This window comes from Bradyrhizobium sp. USDA 4449, assembly GCF_054056275.1.
In genome coordinates, this window is sequence record NZ_JBSRYD010000001.1 from 2,371,377 (window position 1) to 2,388,220 (window position 16,844).

Sequence of the window (16,844 nt, forward strand, 5' to 3'; positions counted from 1 at the left end):
TCTACGGTGCATGGGGTTGTTTTCGATATCTTGAGCAACGTGAGCCGTCCATGACCGCCCAACCGCTGCTCGACGTCCAGGATCTCACCGTCGAATTCACCACCCGCCGCGGCATCGTCAAGGCCGTGCAGCACGTCAACATCTCCGTCGCCAAGGGCGAGACGCTCGCGATCGTCGGCGAATCAGGCTCCGGCAAGTCGGTGACGTCCTATGCGGTGATGCGCATCCTCGACCGCGCGGGGCGGATCGCCGAGGGCTCGGTGATGTTCTCGGGCATCGACGTCAAGGCGGCGAGCGAAGGCCAGATGCGCGATTTGCGCGGCCGCGAAGTCTCGATGATCTTCCAGAACCCGCGTGCCGCGTTGAACCCGATCCGCAAGGTCGGCGATCAGATCGAGGATGTGCTGCGCACCCATGTGCAGCAGGCGATGGTTTCGGACCACGGCGAAAAGGCGATCGAGGCGCTGGAGCAGGTCAAGATCGCCCGGCCGCGCGAGCGCTATCACGCTTATCCGTTCGAGCTGTCAGGCGGCATGTGCCAGCGCGTCGTCATCGCGCTCGCACTCGCCTGCAATCCGCAGCTCTTGATCGCGGACGAGCCGACGACGGGTCTCGACGTGACGACGCAGAAGGCGGTGATGGATTTGATCGTCGAGCTCACAAAGCGCCGCGCGATGTCGACCATCCTGATCACCCACGATCTCGGCCTCGCCGCCGCCTATTGCGACCGCGTGGTCGTCATGGAGAAGGGCCGAGTCGTCGAGACTGCCAAGGCCGCCGACATCTTCGCGAGCCCGCAGCACCCCTACACCAGGAAGCTGATGCGCGCGACGCCGCGGCTCGGCGTGAGCTTGCGGGATCTGCTGCCCGAGGAAGAGGGCGCGACTGTCATGCCCGGGCTCGACCCGGCCATCCATCACGCTTCGCAAGACTCATCTCGATCGATGGACCCCCGGGTCAAGCCCGGGGGTGACGAGACTCTCAAGCCCCTCCTGCTCATCGAAAAGCTCGTCAAGGAATATCCCCGCCAGGGCGCCACCGCGACGCTCGGAAAGCTGTTCGGCCGCAAGCCGCGCCTCGAGCCCGACATGTTCCGCGCGGTCGACGGGATCAGCTTCTCGATGCGCGCCGGCGAGAGCGTCGGCCTGGTCGGCGAATCCGGCTGCGGCAAATCGACCACGTCGATGATGGTGATGCGGCTGCTCGACCAGACCTCGGGCCTGATCCAGTTCGACGGTGAGGACATCTCCGGCATCGCGCCATCAGCCTTTGCCCGGCTGCCGCAGCGCAGCCGCATCCAGATGGTGTTCCAGGATCCGACCGACAGCCTCAACCCGCGCTTCACCGCGGCGCGCGCCATCGCGGACCCCATCATGCAACTCGGCGACAGCAGGGGCCGCGATGCGCTTCGTGCTCGCTGCGAGGAGCTTGCGACCATGGTCGGCCTGCCGCACGATCTGCTGGATCGCTTCCCACACCAGCTCTCCGGCGGCCAGAAGGCCCGCGTCGGCATCGCCCGCGCGATCGCGCTGCATCCCAAGCTGGTCATCCTGGACGAGCCGACCGCGGCCCTGGACGTCTCGGTGCAGGCGGTTGTCCTGAACCTGCTTCAGGATCTCAAGCCGCGGCTAGGTATGAGCTATCTGTTCGTCTCTCATGATTTGAATGTAGTGCGCTTGTTGTGCGATCGTGTCATTGTGATGCGGGCGGGGCGGATCGTCGAGCAAGGCGCTTCCGAGAAGGTCTTGAGCGATCCGCAGGATGACTACACCAAGGAGCTGCTGACGGCGATCCCGCATCCGCCGTTGCCGGTGCACTGATTGTTTGGGAGCGTGATGGCCGAGCCGCTGGACGACTATATCGACGCCGTATCGAAAGCGCTGGCGCTGCCGGTGGAAGAGGCCTGGCGGCCCGCTGTGCGTGCCAATCTCGAAGTGTCGCTGCGGCTTGGTCGCCTGGTCGACGAATTCGCGCTGCCGGACGAGACCGAGCCCGCGCCTATCTTCACGGCCTGATGCTGCCATGACCACCAATCCACAGATGACGGCCGCGGGAATCGCAAGTTCGGTCGCCGGCGGCAAGATGACCGCGCTCGACGCCACTGAAGCCGCTCTTGCGCGCATCAAGCAGCACGACACTACCCTCAACTCCTTCACCGACGTCACCGCCGATCGCGCCCGTGCGAAAGCACGCGCCATCGACGCCGACATTGCGGCCGGCAAGACAGTCGGCCCGCTCGCCGGCGTTCCCTTCGCCGTGAAGAATCTGTTCGACGTCGCGGGCCTGCCCACGCGAGCCGGCTCGAAGATCAACCGCGACCTCGCGCCGGCGACACGCGATGCCGCGCTGATCGAGCGCATGGAAGCCGCCGGCGCCGTTCTCGTCGGCGCGCTCAACATGGGCGAATATGCCTATGACTTCACCGGCGAGAACATCCACGACGGTCCCTCGCGCAATCCGCATGACACCACGCGGATGAGCGGCGGCTCCTCCGGCGGTTCGGGTAGCGCGGTCGGCGGCGCGCTGGTGCCGATCGCGCTCGGTTCGGACACCAATGGCTCGATCCGCGTGCCGTCGTCTTTCTGCGGCATCTTTGGCCTGAAGCCGACTTATGGCCGCCTGTCGCGGGCGCGCTCGTTCCCGTTCGTGGCGAGCCTCGATCATCTCGGCCCGTTCGCACGCGATGTCACCGATCTCGCGCTTGCCTATGATGCGATGCAGGGCCCGGATGCGGACGATGACGCCTGCACCACGCGTGGTTTGGAGCCGACATTGCCGCTGCTTGCCAATCCGATCTCGGATTTACGCATCGCAATCGCCGGCGGATACTTCCAGAAGAATGTATTTCCGGAAGCCGTCGAAGCGGTCAGCCGCGTTGCCAAAGCGCTTGGCGCGACAGAGGTCGTGAACGTGCCCGAAGCCGCGCGTGCCCGGGCCGCGGCCTATGTCATCACCACCACCGAGGGCGCCTCGCTGCATCTCGATCGCCTGCGCAAGCGTCCCAACGATTTCGATCCGGCCGTGCGTGACCGCCTGATCGCCGGCGCGATGGTGCCTGCGCCGCTGGTCGATCGCGCGCAAAAATTCCGTCGCTGGTATCGCGCGCAATTCGCGGAGATTTTCAGATCCGTCGACGTGCTGATCGCACCGGCCACACCCTGCACCGCGCCGAAGCTTGGTCAGGTCAATTTCAATCTGGACGGCGTCGAACTGCCAGTGCGCGCCAATATCGGCATCCATACCCAGCCGATCTCGTTCATCGGCCTGCCCGTGGTTGCGGTGCCGGTGCCGCTCGAGCCATTGCCGATCGGCGTGCAGATCATCTGTGCGCCCTGGCGCGAGGACATTGCGCTCCGCGTCGCGTACGCATTGGAGAAGATGGGTGTCGTCGCAGCGCCCGACCCAAGAGGAATTTGAGATGGAGATCGATCTCCCCGACGTGATCGCGGAAGTCAAAGCCGCATTCGAGCGCTATGAGCAGGCCCTCGTCAGCAACGACGTTGTCGTGCTCGGCGAACTCTTCCGCAATGATCCTCGTACGCTGCGCTACGGCATCGGCGAGAACCTCTACGGCTATGAGGCGATCTCCGGCTTCCGCGCCGGCCGCTCGCCGGTTGGTCTCAACCGTCGCACCGCCAAGACGGTGATCTCGAGCTATGGCCGCGACACGGCGGTCGCCTCCACCCTGTTCTATCGCGACACGGCTCCCGGCAAGGTCGGGCGGCAGATGCAGACCTGGATTCGTTTCCCTGAGGGCTGGCGCGTCGTCGCTGCCCATGTCAGCATCATCGACGAGTCGAAAGAGACCTGACCGTATGACGCTTGACGATTTTCCGCCCGGGATACTGCCGGCCGAACCGGTGGTGCCGCGGGTCGACCGGGCCTCGCCATCGGTGCTGAAGGTCACGCGCGCCGAGGAAATCCGCCTCCAGCTTGCCGACGAGATCGTGCGCGGAACCTTGGCACCGGGCGCGCCGCTGGACGAAACCGACATCGCGCGACGCTTCAGCGTCTCGCGCACGCCGGTGCGCGAAGCCTTGCGTCAGCTGGTCGCAAGCGGCCTGGTCGAGGCGCGGCCGCATCGCGGCGCGGTCGTCGCGCAACCCTCGATCGAGCGGCTGACGAGCATGTTCGACGCGATGGCCGAGCTGGAGGCACTGTGTGCCGGCCTCGCCGCCGAGCGCATGTCGGCCGCCGAGCGTCACGGCCTGGAGGCCATCCACGAAGAGCTGCGCGTTCTCAGCTACGCCGGCAATCCCGATCGCTTTCACGAGGTCAACGAGCGTTTCCACAACGCGATCTATGCCGGATCGCAGAACGGCTATATCGCCGAGATCACGCTGGCAACGCGAGTTCGGGTGCAGCCGTTCCGCCGCGCCCAGTTCCGCAATCTCGGCCGATTGGCAAAATCTCAAGCCGAGCACGACCGTGTCGTCGTCGCCATCATGCGTGGCGACAAGCAGGGCGCCGCCGCCGCGATGCGCGCCCATATCGAACTCGTGCGCGGGGAGTACGAGATTTACGCAGTGTCGGTGTAGGCTCTACGCCGTCGCGGCCTCCGCCATGAACTTCCGCCATCCCCCAAACGCGGTGATATCCCGCGCCTCGCCCAATACCTCCGGCTCGACGAGAAACCCCTTGACGGTGCGGCCATCCGCCAGCCTGATCGTACCGATCGCCATCGGCGCGGGAATCGCGTTGACGAACTTGCCGAACGCGGACGGTGACAGCGACCAGATCTCCAGCTCGATCGATGCGCCTTTTCCAGCCCCGACGCGCAGCATGCCGGGCTTCGGCGGCGTGGTCTCGAGTGCGTAGAGCTTGTAGTCCGGCGCAGTCTCCGACGCCTCGACAAGCTTTGCATTCAGCGCCTTCAGTTCGCCGTTGAGCGCCATGCCGGAGAGATGCGCGCCGACCACCGCAATCGGAATCCCGTCGTCGCTACCACCCGGCAAAGGGGCGAGCGGCGCTTGCGCCGCGCCCTTCGCGCCAACCGTCAGCTTCGTATCCGCATGGAACACGCGGCCGATGCTCGCAAGCAGCGCATCGCATCCGGCCGGCGCGAGCAGCGTGATCCCGAACGGAATGCCGTCCGCACGCATTGCGGCCGGCACGGCGAGACCGCAGAGGTCGAGCAGATTGACAAAATTGGTGTAGGTGCCGAGCCGGCTGTTGAGCTCGATCGGATTGGCCAGCACCTGCGCGGTCGTGTAGGGCGTCGGCGCCGTCGGCAGCACCAGCGCGTCGATGTTTGCAAACGTGCGCTCGGCGATCTTGCGTAGGCCCTGCAGGCGGTAGAGCGCGGAGAAAGTGTCCGCTGCCGTGAGCCGCGCGCCGGCGGCAGTGATCTCTCGTGTCACTGGATGAATAGCATCGGGTGCCGAAGCCAGCAGATTCTTGATCACGAGATACCGCTCGGCAACCCAGGGCCCCTCATAGAGCAGCCGTGCCGTCTCGTAGAACGGCTCGAGATCGAATTCGACCAGCGCGGCACCGAGAGCCGTCCAGCGTTTGAGGGCTTCGCCGTAAGCAGCTTCCGATTTCGTGTCGCCGAAGAAGATCAACTGCCCATTCCGCGGCACGCCCAGCCGCAAATTCGCTGGAAAGCGTGTGAGCGCCTGAAGCGGCCGGTCGCGCGAGAACGGATCGGCCTGGTCAGGTCCGGCCATGACCGACAGCGCAAGCGCCGCGTCATCCACCGTCAGCGCGAATACCGAGATGCAGTCCAGCGTTCGGCAGGCCGGCACCAGGCCAGCAGTCGAGATCATGCCGAGGCTCGGCTTCAGTCCGACGATGTTGTTGATCATCGCCGGCACGCGCCCGCTGCCGGCCGTGTCGGTGCCAAGCGCCAGCGGCACGAGCCCTGCGCCGACCGCGACCGCCGAGCCTGAGCTCGATCCGCCGGGAATCAGATCCTCGCGGATCGAATTCCTGGGAATGCCGTAGGGCGATCGCACGCCGACGAGGCCGGTTGCGAACTGGTCCAGATTGGTCTTGCCGATGATGATCGCGCCCGCTGCCCGCAGCCGCTCTACGGCGGTCGAGTCCTGCGCCGGCGTGTAAGAGAACGCCGGGCAGGCCGCCGTGGTCGGAAATCCCAGCGCGTCGATGTTGTCCTTCACCGCGACCGGCACGCCGGAGAGCGGCAAGCTGGCGGGGTCCTTGGCGGCAAGCTTTTCGGCTTCCGCGATCGCGTCCTTCTCGTCGCGCAGGCTGATGAAAACAGCGGGATCATTGTGGTCGCGGATGCGCTGATAGGTTCGCGCGATCGTCTGCGCCGGCGTGATGGTGCCCGCGCGATGCGCGGCCACGATCGCGGCGATCGTTTCAGGCTGTTCAGCCCCCATGGCGACAAAACTCCGGCAACTGGTCTCACCCGGATTGAAGCAAGCGATGTGCCATTGTGTACATTATCCGGGCGGTGCAGTCGTTCCAGATATCGTCGTGAGATCATAGGCTTGACGGATGGGCTGATGCGCGGGAAGCCGTCCCGCAAACGCCCTATGCAGGGCACTTGCGCAAATATTGGGCAGTCCCGATCAGGTGAAGCCAGCAAGCATCTGAAGCAGCCGCTCCCGGTTCGTCTTGCCGATCTTCTCCTCGACGTGCCGCTCGTGCTCGGCGGCGAGCCGCTTCAATGTGGCCAGCGCCGCGTTGCCCTGCGCTGTGAGGTGGAGCGCGTGGGAGCGCCGATCTGATTTCGACTTGATTCGCTTCAACAGCTTGCGTTCCTCGAGGCCGTCGAGCAGACGGACCAGCCGAGCGCGCTCGATACCAAGCCGGTTGGCCACCGCCATCTGCGACAGGCCGGGATTGGCGCCGACAACGGTGAGCACCGAGTACTGCGTCGGCCGGATGCCGGCGTCGCCGAGCGTCTTGATGAAATCCTGAAAGATCCAGATCTGGAAGCGCCGCACCGCATAACCGGCATGGCCGACCAATGCATCGAGGCCGATCCCGTCCGCGTCGATCGGCCGCGCCGCGCCGTAGCCGCCGCGTTTGCGGAGGGAAGTCCGGGTTGCGCTGGCTGTCACATCGCGTCTCCTGCCACGCCACCTTAGCGCTCCGGCGGCTTCAGTGGAAGATTGTTGTTGACGACAACAATTGTCATGCCCAACCTTGTGGCCAAGGCAGCCCGAAACGAGGCTGTGACCGATCCCTGACAGGGGCGAGGAGGAAACCATGACGTCAGCCCCACCCGGTGATCCCTCGAGCCTGTTCGCAGCGCCAAAAACGGTCGCCGCGCATCGCGCCGACGGCAGCATCGTGCTGCGCTCGCCGGAGCCCCTGCGCGAGAGCGCGCGCTGCATCGGCGACTGGCTGGAGCATTTTGCGCGGCAGACGCCGGACAAGATTTTTCTCGCCGAGCGCGACAGCGGCGAGACGCCTTGGGCCACCTTGACTTACGCGGGGGCCCTGCGGCGGGTGCGTGCGGTGGCGTCGTGGATCCTGGCGCAAGGGCTCAGCGCCGAGCGCCCCGTCGTCATTCTCTCTGACAATAGCATCGATCACGCGCTGCTGGCGCTCGCCGCCCAGCATGTCGGCGTGCCCTCGGCCGCGATCTCGCCGGCCTATTCGCTGATGTCGAAAGATTTCGACAAGCTGAAAAGCATGATCACGCTGCTTGAGCCCGGCGCGATCTATGTTTCCGGCACCAAGCCGTTTGCGGCGGCACTCGCTGCGATAAAGCCGCTGCACAAGGCACAGATCATCAGCCGCGTCGCCGGCGATGCCGATGCGCTTGCGTTCCGCGTCATCGCGGCAACGGCCGAGACGCCCGAGGTCGCAGAGGCCTTTGCCGCGGTGACGCCTGATACAATCGCAAAATTCCTGTTCACCTCGGGCTCAACAGGCACGCCGAAGGCGGTCATCAACACGCAGCGCATGCTCACCTCGAGCCAGCAGGCAAAGGCACAGACCTGGACATTTCTTGGACAGAGCGGCGACGATCTCGTCATCCTCGACTGGCTGCCCTGGAGCCACACCTTCGGGGCCAACCACAATTTCAATCTCGTGCTGCGCAATGGCGGCTCGCTCTACATCGATGGCGGCAAGCCCGCCCCCGGCCTCTTTGCGACATCGCTCGCCAATCTGAAAAGCGTGATGCCGACGGTCTATTTCAACGTGCCGCGCGGTTTCGATATGCTGATCGCGGCGCTCCGCGACGACGAAGAACTGCGCCGTCGTTTCTTCAGCGAGGTGAAATTCGCCTTCTACGCCGGCGCCGCACTGCCGCAGAATCTCTGGGATGCGCTGGAAGAGCTGTCGATCAAAACCATCGGTCATGCCATGCCGATGGTTTCGGCCTGGGGTTCGACCGAGACCTCGCCGCTGGCGACCGACTGCCATTTTCTCGCGGAGCGCTCCGGCAACATCGGCGTGCCCATACCCGGCACGGAATTGAAGCTCACCGCCTCCGGTGGCAAGCTGGAGGTGCGGGTGCGCGGTCCCAATGTCACACCCGGCTATTGGAAGGCGCCGGAGTTGACCAGGCAGGCCTTTGACGAAGAGGGTTTTTATATCATCGGCGACGCCGTGAAGTTCGCCGACGCCGAGCGTCCGGAGCGCGGCCTGTTCTTCGACGGGCGCGTCGCGGAAGACTTCAAGCTCAATTCCGGCACCTGGGTCAGCGTCGGCACGCTGCGCGTCGCCGGCATCGCAGCGCTTGCGCCGCTCGCACAAGACATCGTTGTGACCGGCCATGGCGGCGATGAGGTGCGGTTTCTGGTGTTCCCGAACGTCGTCGCCTGCCGTGCGCGTGCCGGCCTGCCTGTCTCGGCAAGCGTGAGCGATGTGCTTGCGCATGACAAGGTGCGGTCCGCGATTGCACAGGGTCTGGCAAGACTGAAGCAGCAGGGCACCAATTCCTCCGGCCACGCCACGCGCGCGCTGCTGCTCGCCGAGCCGCCGTCGGTGGATGGTGGCGAGATCACCGACAAGGGCTACGTCAACCAGCGCGCCGTGCTGACGCGGCGGGCGGAAGTGGTGGCGCGGCTGAATGATGATGCATCGGTGGAGTGGATTGGCTGCGCTGCCTGAGTGTGGATCGGCTGCACGCCTGAGTTCATCGCATGGTATTGCTCTCTCGTGCCCCGGCTCTGCGCAGCAGCGTTGCACGCTGCAGCGCGTCCGCGGGACACGCGGCCCCAAATATGCCAGCCATTCTGCCGCAATATCTCGCAGGATTCTTCTGTTGCCGAAGCAACTAATTTGTGCGAACCGTTTCGGTCAGGAATGACGGCGGACAAACCGCCGCGACGGATCGGAGGAGACGATGCTCGGCAGAAAGCGTGCTGCGGGCAAATGCCGCCGGATGTCTGGAAGTGATGCCGGATCGCGCCTATCGCGGATTCCGTCAGGCGTCGCTGCTGCCCGTCACCGCGCCGAGATTTTCGTGCAGCCGGCGCAGCAGGTCGATCAATACCTCGCGCTCGTCCTTGTTCAGGCAAGACAACAACCGGCGTTCGCGCTCGAAGGCGGCGGCGATCACCTTGTCATGGGTGGTCCGGCCCTTCGCCGTCAACGAGATCGAATGGGTGCGGCCGTCGTTCGGATCGGGCCGGATCGACACATGGCCGCGCTTCTTGAGGCCGGCCAGGGTCCGGCTCACCGGGCCCTTGTCGAAGCCGATGACGTGGCAGATGCGCGAAGCGGGAATACCGGGCTCGATCGCCAGCAGCGACATGATCCGCCATTCCGTGACGTTGACGCCGAACTGCCGCTGGTAGAGCGCGGTCGCGCTGTTCGAAAGCTTGTTGGCAATGAAGGTGATGAAGGCCGGAACGTACCGATCGAGATCGAGCGTCGGCCTGACGTCGGCGGGCGCAGGCTTTTGGCGGAATCGGGTCGAAGGCGGCATGTCGGGTTCTGTCTCGCGGCGCTGCTCATGACCTAAGTGCAAGCGCCGCCCTTTCACAAGATCAAAATGAGAGAGAACACTTATGAGCCCACCCGCCTCGACCGCATCAGGCGTCCCGCATCTCGACGTCGATCCCTTCGACATGAACTTTTTTGCCGACCCCTATCCCACACATGAGCTGCTGCGCGAGACCGCGCCCGTCGTCTATCTCGACAAATGGAAGCTCCATGGCGTGGCGCGCTATGCCGAGGTCCATGCCGTGCTGAACGATCCCGCGACGTTCTGCTCGAGCCGCGGCGTCGGCCTGAGCGACTTCAAGAAGGAGGCGCCGTGGCGACCGCCGAGCCTGATCCTCGAGGCCGATCCACCCGAGCACACCCGCACCCGGGCCGTGTTGTCAAAGGTGCTGTCGCCGACGGTGATGAAGGGACTGCGCGACCGCTTTGCCGCGGCGGCCGAGAAGCGCGTGGACGTGCTCCTTGAAAAACGCAGCTTCGATGCGATCGCAGATCTCGCCGAGGCCTACCCACTCGCGATCTTCCCCGATGCGCTCGGTCTGAAGCCTGAGGGGCGCGAGCATCTCATTCCCTATGCGAGCCTGGTGTTCAACGCCTTCGGTCCGCCGAACCAGCTGCGCCAGGGCGCGATCGCGCGCTCGGCGCCGCACCAGGCTTACGTCACCGACCAGTGCCAGCGCGACAACCTGACGCCGGGCGGCATCGGCGCCTGCATTCATGCCCATGTCGACGAGGGGCGCGATCACGGCCAGTGAAGCGCCGCTGCTGGTGCGCTCGCTCTTATCGGCCGGCCTCGACACGACCGTCAACGGCATCGGCGCCGCGGTCTATTGCCTCGCGCGCTTCCCCGATCAGTGGCAGCGCCTTCGCGGCGATCTCACGCTTGCGCGCAATGCATTCGAGGAGGCCGTGCGGTTCGAAAGCCCGGTGCAGACCTTCTTCCGTACCACGACGCGTGAGGTCGAACTGTCAGGTGCGAGCATCGGCGAAGGCGAGAAGGTTCTGATGTTCCTCGCCGCCGCCAACCGCGATCCCAGGCGTTGGGACAAGCCTGACAGTTATGACATCACGCGGCGCACCTCCGGCCATGTCGGCTACGGCTCCGGCATTCATATGTGCGTGGGCCAGCTCGTGGCGCGGCTCGAAGGCGAGACGATGCTCTCGGCGCTGGCCCGCGGTATCGCCAGGATCGAGATCACGGGCGAACCGAAGCGCCGCTTCAACAACACGCTGCGCGGGCTCGACAGCCTGCCGGTGACGATCACGCCCGCCTGACACGGCGGGCGACGCGATTGCAATTGCGGGCGCTGATCATGCCCTCGCGGCCATTACCTCCGCAGCATCCGCAATTCCCCGCGCCGTCGACACAAACTCGCTGGCATCATCACCGGGATTCCTCGGACTCTCCACGCTCTTGATCTGCAAGTGATAGCCTCCGGCGCAATGTTTTTGATCGGGGCCTTGACGTCTAGCCCACCACCTTGCTGCTCCCTTGCGTGATCAGCCGCGCCGCGCGTTGGTCGCGGGCGTAAATCCACAGCCAGCTCAGCGCGACGCTGAGCCGATGACGCAGGCCGATCAGGAAGTAGATGTGCGCGATGCCCCAGATCCACCATGCGATGGCGCCGCGCAATTTGACCTTGCCGAAATCGATCACGGCGAGCCGCTTGCCGATCTGGGCTAGGCTGCCGGCGTGCTTGTAGCGGAACGCACCCTTGCTCTCGCCGCGCAGGCGGGCCTTGATCGTTTCGGCGACATGCTTGCCCTGCTGCTTGGCAGCCGGCGCGATCCCGGGCACCGGCTTGCCCTCCCAGGCATTGATGTTGATGGTGTCGCCGATTGCAAAGATCTCGGGGTGGCCGGGGATGGTGAGATCGTTCTCGACTTGCGCGCGCCCGGCACGATCGGCCGGTGCGCCCAGCCATTCGGCGGCGGGTGAAGCGCGCACGCCGGCGGCCCAGATCCGCGTCTTCGCCTCAAGCAGCCTGCCGCCGAAGACGACGCCTTCACAGTTGATTTCGGTGACGGCCTGCCCGAGTACGACCTCGACACCGATCTTTTCGAGCGAGGCCTGGGCATAGGCGGAGAGGTCGTCGGGAAAGCCCGCGAGCACGCGGGGACCAGCCTCGATCAGCACGACGCGAGCCTTGGTCGTATCGATGTTGCGAAAATCATCGGGCAGCGTGTGATGCGCCATCTCGGCGATGGTGCCCGCGAGCTCAACGCCTGTAGGACCGGCGCCGACGATGACAAAAGTCAGTCTCGCGGCGCGCTTCGCCGGATCGGTCTCGCGCTCGGCGCGCTCGAACGCCACCAGGATGTGACGGCGCAGCGTGGTCGCGTCTTCCAGCGTCTTCAGTCCCGGTGCCCATGTCTCCCACTCATCATGGCCGAAATAGGCGTGACGCGCGCCGGTGGCGAGCACCAGGGTGTCGTAGGGCACCTCGCTGCCGTCGTCGATCAGCACGCAGCGCCTGTCGGCATCGACGCCGTTGACGGTGGCAAACAGCGTCGTCACCTCGCGCCTGTGGCGCATGAGATGGCGCACGGGCCAGGCGATCTCGCTGGGCGAAAGCGATGCGGTCGCGACCTGGTAAAGCAGCGGCTGAAACAGATGATGGTTGCGGCGGTCGATGAGCGTAATTTCGACCGGCGCGCCCGCAAGCCGGTAGGTCGTCTCCAGCCCGCCGAAGCCGGCACCGACGATGACGACGCGATGGGGAGTTGTGGCCATGATGCACCCTCGAATCTCGCTGCTCACTGTCCTTCATTTAAGTGCGGATTGGGTGCCGCGGTCCAATAGTCGTCATCAATCAGGGAATAGGGGCGAGGCATCGATCAGGCGCGGAAAAGCGCCGCAGCCTCGGAGTGGCGTTGGCCGAAGTGAGTAGAATTATATTGGGACCTATATACGAGTTGACACAGGTAGACTTTTATCGAATCGCGTCCTACATTGCTCGGTGACGCGATGCCGGAACGGTGAACGGGTCGGCTTTGAAAACCGTAGCACCCTGTGGTGGGGTAGTGGGTTCGACTCCCACTCGCGTCTCCAGTTCTCTGGACGCTAGGAATACGGGGCGAGGTGCCACATAACTCGCCCCACTCCTCTCTCCCAAGTTCCCTTCCTTCTTTCTTTTTATTTCTTCAGATACGTTTGCCGTACAGGCACGTATCTAGCCTTCACCCCTTGTTCACGAAAATCGTGGTCTATATGATTCACTGCGTCATGGATGACAACACCACCGGGCTTGCCCGTGTCGCCGTGACATTGTTGGGCTTCTAGCTCAGCTGGAGACGCGAGTCTTAATACGCAAAACCCCGCTCAAAAGGCGGGGTTTTGTTGTTTAAGCATCCGACACGCTTTCCGGATCGAGGATAGTGATCTGCAACATGTCCGGCTCCTCGTCCTCAAGATGAGGAGGACGCCCGCCCTCGTATTCAGCAGCCAAATATGGAAGTTCACGAAGCCAATAGCCGTGCCCCGCGAGACGGATGAAGTCCTGCGGCATTCGCCACATCATGGTGCTCAGGACCATATCCGGGTTCTTGCCGCGGATGACTACTCCGCGCTGGTTCAGGGCTTCCATCAGTTCTCGACGCGTGACCGGCTTGCCGCGCTCTCGGATGATCTGCTGTGCTAAGCGGCCAACCTCAGCTCGGTCTGGGTTTTTGCGAGTCGTCTTTGGCGGCGGTAACGGCGGCGAATCGACCTTGGCATTAGCCAGAAGCCCAGCGAAAGCAGTCCCGATCATTACATCTTCCTTCAAATGCCCGTGATCAGTATCCGGTGAATTACGGGGATTGGTATCTTCATTTGTATCCGTAGTTGCCCGGATGTTCGCGAAGTGGTGCCAGCTATTGATGAAGATTTGCACCGCCGCCAGTTCTTTACGTAGTCCCTCAAGCTTCTGATTATGCTTGTTAATCTCGGCGGCGATCTCGTCGCGCCGTCTTTGGGCATTATCTAGGACATGATCGGACATAGCGCCTCTCCGTGTTCACCCATTGTACTGCAATGCGGTGGATACGTGCAAGCGGAACCAGATTCAGTTTTGAAAAGTGTATCTTCGCCGGTATATTGATGAACGCCGTCCTAAACGACTTCGGCTCGCCGAGGGGAATTGCAGTCCCCAGAGCGAGCCGATGTTTAGGTTCCGAAGCGGTGTCCGTAGCACTACCGCAACGGATGGAAGCAGGAAGTGACCCCCTAAGTTCCGTTGGGGAATATACCACTTCCTGCTCATCGGCTCAAGTGTGCGTAACGTCACACTTGAAAAGGAACACCCATGCCAAAGGTTTGGGTCGAAACTTACTACCGCGTGCGTGATGGCAAAGTTCAACACGTGCGCGGACACTGGCGGCGCTGGCCTCAGCGTTGCGGATCAGCCACCGTCATTTCGTTTCCGCATCCTTCGGCTGCGTAAGGAGACGACGTTTTTCTGATCTACCTTCTTGCCGCCGGGCCTCGTGCCCGGCGGTTTCTTTTTTTTAGACTTGTCGATGTTGGCCTGCACTTCCCTCGGATCGGTCCCGATGAAGCGCTTCAGAGCCTCGTCAAACGGCATATCAAGACCGAACGGCGGCTCTGGCGGCTGACTTCGAATCTTCGTCTTTTTCACGAGATCAGAACCTTGTACGGGAGCGCCCCGGCAACGCCTTCGAACAAGTCGTTCATGCGTTCGGCCGCCGTCATGCTACGCCGATTGAGCCGCCAAGTCATTTCCTGCACGTACTGTTGCAGATGCTTTTCGCTCACCCAATGGTGGGTACCGACGATTTGACGTTTAAGAAGCGCCCAAACGCTTTCGATGCTGTTTGTGTGAGCCTCGCCGCGCTTGTACTCGCCATGCTGATGGTTGACGATCTCGTGGTTCTGGTAGCCCTCAAGGCGTTGGTAGACAGGATGGCCATCGGTCGCGAGCATGGTCGCATCCTTCGCCACGGTCTCATTGACGAACTCGTGCATGGTCTTTTTGTTGGCGATCGGCAGAACCTTGGCGACAATCTCGCCATCGCGCTCGACCGCGCCAATGACCGGCGTCTTGTCTTTCGGGCCGCCGCCAGCACCACTGCGGCGCTTGTGACGGTTGATGGCCTTGCCGCCCACGTAGGTCTCATCCACTTCAACAACGCCAGTGAGCGGCTTATTGAACGAGCGAGTGCGCGCGGCGTGACGCAGGCGATGCAGAACGAACCAGGCTGACTTCTGAGTGATCCCCAAGTCCCGCGCCAACGTGGTTGAAGCAATCCCTTTCGGATGGTTGGTGATCAGCCAGATCGCGCCGAACCAAACGCGCAGCGGGAGCTTGGTATCCTCAAAGATAGTGCCGACAGTCACCGAGAAATTGCGCAGGCAATCCGAGCATCGGAACTTGTTCTTCCGGCTCAGAGTGTAGGTCTTGGCGCAATCGCAGTAGGGGCAGACCGCGCCTTCCGGCCAACGGATGGCAGTGAAATGGTCAATCGCAGTCTGTGGGTCCTGAAAGGCGATCATCAGATCGGTCAGAGTTTTGAACTGCGTGAGCATCTGCTTTCCCCTTATGATGAGAAAGATAGGGGAATTTTAGTTCTGTGTCAACTGGTATATAGGTCCCATTATATTTCTTGCCATCTCCGTTTAGGGCGAAATATGGTGCAGGAGCCGGCGCCGACCCATTTGGCCGCGCGACAGATTTTGCGTTCAATCGAGACAGACCCGAAGGCGGCGATCACCCCGTTTCCGGGATCGATAATAAGGAGGGGAGTGGCTATGAGGACGGCATTCTGGCTGGCGGGCGCGGCGGCGCTTGTGCTGGCGAATCAGGCATTCGCCGGCGACACCATCAAGATCGGCTTCGTCTCGACTTTCAGCGGCCCGACCGCCGTGATCGGCAACGACATGCGCAATTCGTTCGAGCTCGCGCTGGACCACATGGGTCGCAAGATGGGCGGCAAGCCGGTCGAGGTGATCTACGAGGACGACGGCCAGAAGCCCGATGTCGGCAAGCAGAAGACCGAGAAGCTGGTGCAGTCCGACAAGGTCGATTTCCTGGTCGGCTACATCTGGTCGAATGTGCTGCTCGCCTCGCTCAAGACCGCGGTGGATTCGGAGACCTTCATGATCTCGGCCAATGCCGGCCCGTCGCAGCTCGCGGGCGAGCTGTGTTCGAAATACGTGTTCTCGACCTCCTGGCAGAACGACCAGACGCCGGCCGCCATGGGCCTCTACATGAATGCGAACGGCGTCAAGAGCGTGTTCCTGATTGGTCCGAACTACGCCGCCGGCAAGGATATGCTGGCCGGCCTGAAGAGCACGTTCAAGGGCGAGATCAAGGGTGAGGAATACACGGTCTGGCCGAGCCAGCTCGATTTCTCGGCGGAGCTGGCGAAAGCCCGCGCCTCCGGCGCCGAATCGATCTTCGTGTTCTATCCCGGTGCGGCCGGCGCGCAGTTCCTCAATCAATACGTCCAGGCCGGCATGAAGAGCACGATGCCGCTCTACACCGCCTTCACCGTCGACGAGACGACGTTGCCGTTACAAAAGGAGAATGCGTTCGGTGTGCCCGGTGCGCAGGAATGGGTGAACGATCTCCCGAACGAGCAGAACAAGAAGTTCGTCGCCGACTACCGCGCGAAATATCCCGGCGCCCGGCCGAGCTATTACGGCGCGCAGGCCTATGACGCGGCGCAGCTCATCAACAGCGCGGTGATCGCCGTCGGCGGCGACACCTCCAAGAAGGAAGCGATGAAGGCCGAGATGGAGAAGGCCAACTTCAAGTCACTGCGCGGCGCGTTCAAATACGGCAACAACCACATCCCGATCCAGAACTTCTATCTCCAGGACGTGGTGAAGGGTGCAGGCGGCGAGCTTTCGCTGAAGACCGTCGCCACCATCGTCACTGCTGATCAGGACCGCTTCCACGACAAGTGCCCGATGAAATGAGGTCCCCACCTCTCCCCGCACTTGTCCCGCCGGATCGGAAGGCGGA

At 63.3% G+C, this 16,844-nt stretch carries 14 protein-coding genes, 1 tRNA gene and 1 pseudogene; 9 read left to right on the forward strand and 7 right to left on the reverse strand.

The genetic code is table 11. The features are described 5' to 3' along the window. Window positions 1-50: 50 nt before the first annotated feature. From ACVIIW_RS11215 to ACVIIW_RS11235, 5 genes are read left to right on the forward strand one after another with little or no spacing between them, the layout of a single operon-like run. Window positions 51-1,820, forward strand: a complete 1,770-nt coding sequence (locus ACVIIW_RS11215; RefSeq protein WP_456700798.1) for a dipeptide ABC transporter ATP-binding protein — start codon at window positions 51-53, stop codon at window positions 1,818-1,820. A gap of 15 nt (window positions 1,821-1,835) precedes the next feature. After that, on the forward strand, window positions 1,836-2,015 hold the full coding sequence (locus ACVIIW_RS11220; RefSeq protein ID WP_128930863.1) for a DUF4089 domain-containing protein: 180 nt from the start codon (window positions 1,836-1,838) through the stop codon (window positions 2,013-2,015). 7 nt (window positions 2,016-2,022) lie between these two features. Continuing rightward, window positions 2,023-3,417 (forward strand): AtzE family amidohydrolase, encoded by a 1,395-nt coding sequence (locus ACVIIW_RS11225; protein WP_456700799.1) that lies wholly within the window; start codon window positions 2,023-2,025, stop codon window positions 3,415-3,417. A 1-nt stretch (window position 3,418) separates the two neighbouring features. Continuing rightward, window positions 3,419-3,811: an oxalurate catabolism protein HpxZ gene (gene hpxZ / locus ACVIIW_RS11230; protein ID WP_456700800.1), complete on the forward strand. Its 393-nt coding sequence runs from the start codon at window positions 3,419-3,421 to the stop codon at window positions 3,809-3,811. Window positions 3,812-3,815: 4 nt separating this feature from the next. After that, window positions 3,816-4,538 carry a GntR family transcriptional regulator gene (locus tag ACVIIW_RS11235; RefSeq protein WP_456700801.1) on the forward strand — a complete coding sequence of 241 codons (723 nt, stop codon included), beginning with the start codon at window positions 3,816-3,818 and terminating at the stop codon, window positions 4,536-4,538. 3 nt (window positions 4,539-4,541) lie between these two features. Here ACVIIW_RS11235 and atzF read toward each other — a convergent pair whose 3' ends face one another. Together atzF and ACVIIW_RS11245 are read right to left on the reverse strand one after the other, a co-directional pair. Continuing rightward, entirely contained in the window at window positions 4,542-6,347 is a 1,806-nt protein-coding gene (atzF, locus tag ACVIIW_RS11240; RefSeq protein WP_456700802.1) for an allophanate hydrolase, read from the reverse strand. Between the two features lie 192 nt (window positions 6,348-6,539). Beyond that, complete coding sequence (locus tag ACVIIW_RS11245) at window positions 6,540-7,034, reverse strand: MarR family winged helix-turn-helix transcriptional regulator (RefSeq protein WP_456705133.1); 495 nt, start codon at window positions 7,032-7,034, stop codon at window positions 6,540-6,542. 148 nt (window positions 7,035-7,182) lie between these two features. On the opposite strand from ACVIIW_RS11245, the gene ACVIIW_RS11250 reads away from it, so the two are divergent. Continuing rightward, complete coding sequence (locus ACVIIW_RS11250; RefSeq protein WP_456700803.1) at window positions 7,183-9,039, forward strand: feruloyl-CoA synthase; 1,857 nt, start codon at window positions 7,183-7,185, stop codon at window positions 9,037-9,039. Between the two features lie 316 nt (window positions 9,040-9,355). Here the strand turns inward: ACVIIW_RS11250 and ACVIIW_RS11255 are convergent, their stop codons facing one another. Then, complete coding sequence (locus ACVIIW_RS11255; protein WP_456700804.1) at window positions 9,356-9,859, reverse strand: MarR family winged helix-turn-helix transcriptional regulator; 504 nt, start codon at window positions 9,857-9,859, stop codon at window positions 9,356-9,358. A gap of 82 nt (window positions 9,860-9,941) precedes the next feature. Here ACVIIW_RS11255 and ACVIIW_RS11260 point away from each other — a divergent pair. Further along, a pseudogene (locus tag ACVIIW_RS11260) lies at window positions 9,942-11,151 on the forward strand (cytochrome P450). Between the two features lie 193 nt (window positions 11,152-11,344). Here ACVIIW_RS11260 and ACVIIW_RS11265 read toward each other — a convergent pair. Continuing rightward, a complete protein-coding gene (locus tag ACVIIW_RS11265) occupies window positions 11,345-12,610 on the reverse strand; it encodes an NAD(P)/FAD-dependent oxidoreductase (protein ID WP_456700805.1) in 1,266 nt (421 codons plus the stop codon). Between the two features lie 228 nt (window positions 12,611-12,838). Here ACVIIW_RS11265 and ACVIIW_RS11270 point away from each other — a divergent pair. Continuing rightward, window positions 12,839-12,928 (forward strand) — tRNA-Ser (locus tag ACVIIW_RS11270). 292 nt (window positions 12,929-13,220) lie between these two features. On the opposite strand, the gene ACVIIW_RS11275 is transcribed toward ACVIIW_RS11270, so the two are convergent. From ACVIIW_RS11275 to ACVIIW_RS11285, 3 genes are all read right to left on the reverse strand, one after another. After that, window positions 13,221-13,859 (reverse strand): hypothetical protein, encoded by a 639-nt coding sequence (locus tag ACVIIW_RS11275; protein ID WP_456700806.1) that lies wholly within the window; start codon window positions 13,857-13,859, stop codon window positions 13,221-13,223. 399 nt (window positions 13,860-14,258) lie between these two features. Next, window positions 14,259-14,495 carry a hypothetical protein gene (locus ACVIIW_RS11280; RefSeq protein ID WP_456700807.1) on the reverse strand — a complete coding sequence of 79 codons (237 nt, stop codon included), beginning with the start codon at window positions 14,493-14,495 and terminating at the stop codon, window positions 14,259-14,261. Continuing rightward, on the reverse strand, window positions 14,492-15,403 hold the full coding sequence (locus ACVIIW_RS11285; protein WP_456700808.1) for an IS1595 family transposase: 912 nt from the start codon (window positions 15,401-15,403) through the stop codon (window positions 14,492-14,494). The genes ACVIIW_RS11280 and ACVIIW_RS11285 overlap by 4 nt, the downstream gene beginning before the upstream one ends. A gap of 222 nt (window positions 15,404-15,625) precedes the next feature. Here ACVIIW_RS11285 and ACVIIW_RS11290 point away from each other — a divergent pair, with 222 nt between their 5' ends. After that, complete coding sequence (locus ACVIIW_RS11290) at window positions 15,626-16,798, forward strand: ABC transporter substrate-binding protein (protein WP_456700809.1); 1,173 nt, start codon at window positions 15,626-15,628, stop codon at window positions 16,796-16,798. Window positions 16,799-16,844 lie beyond the last annotated feature (46 nt).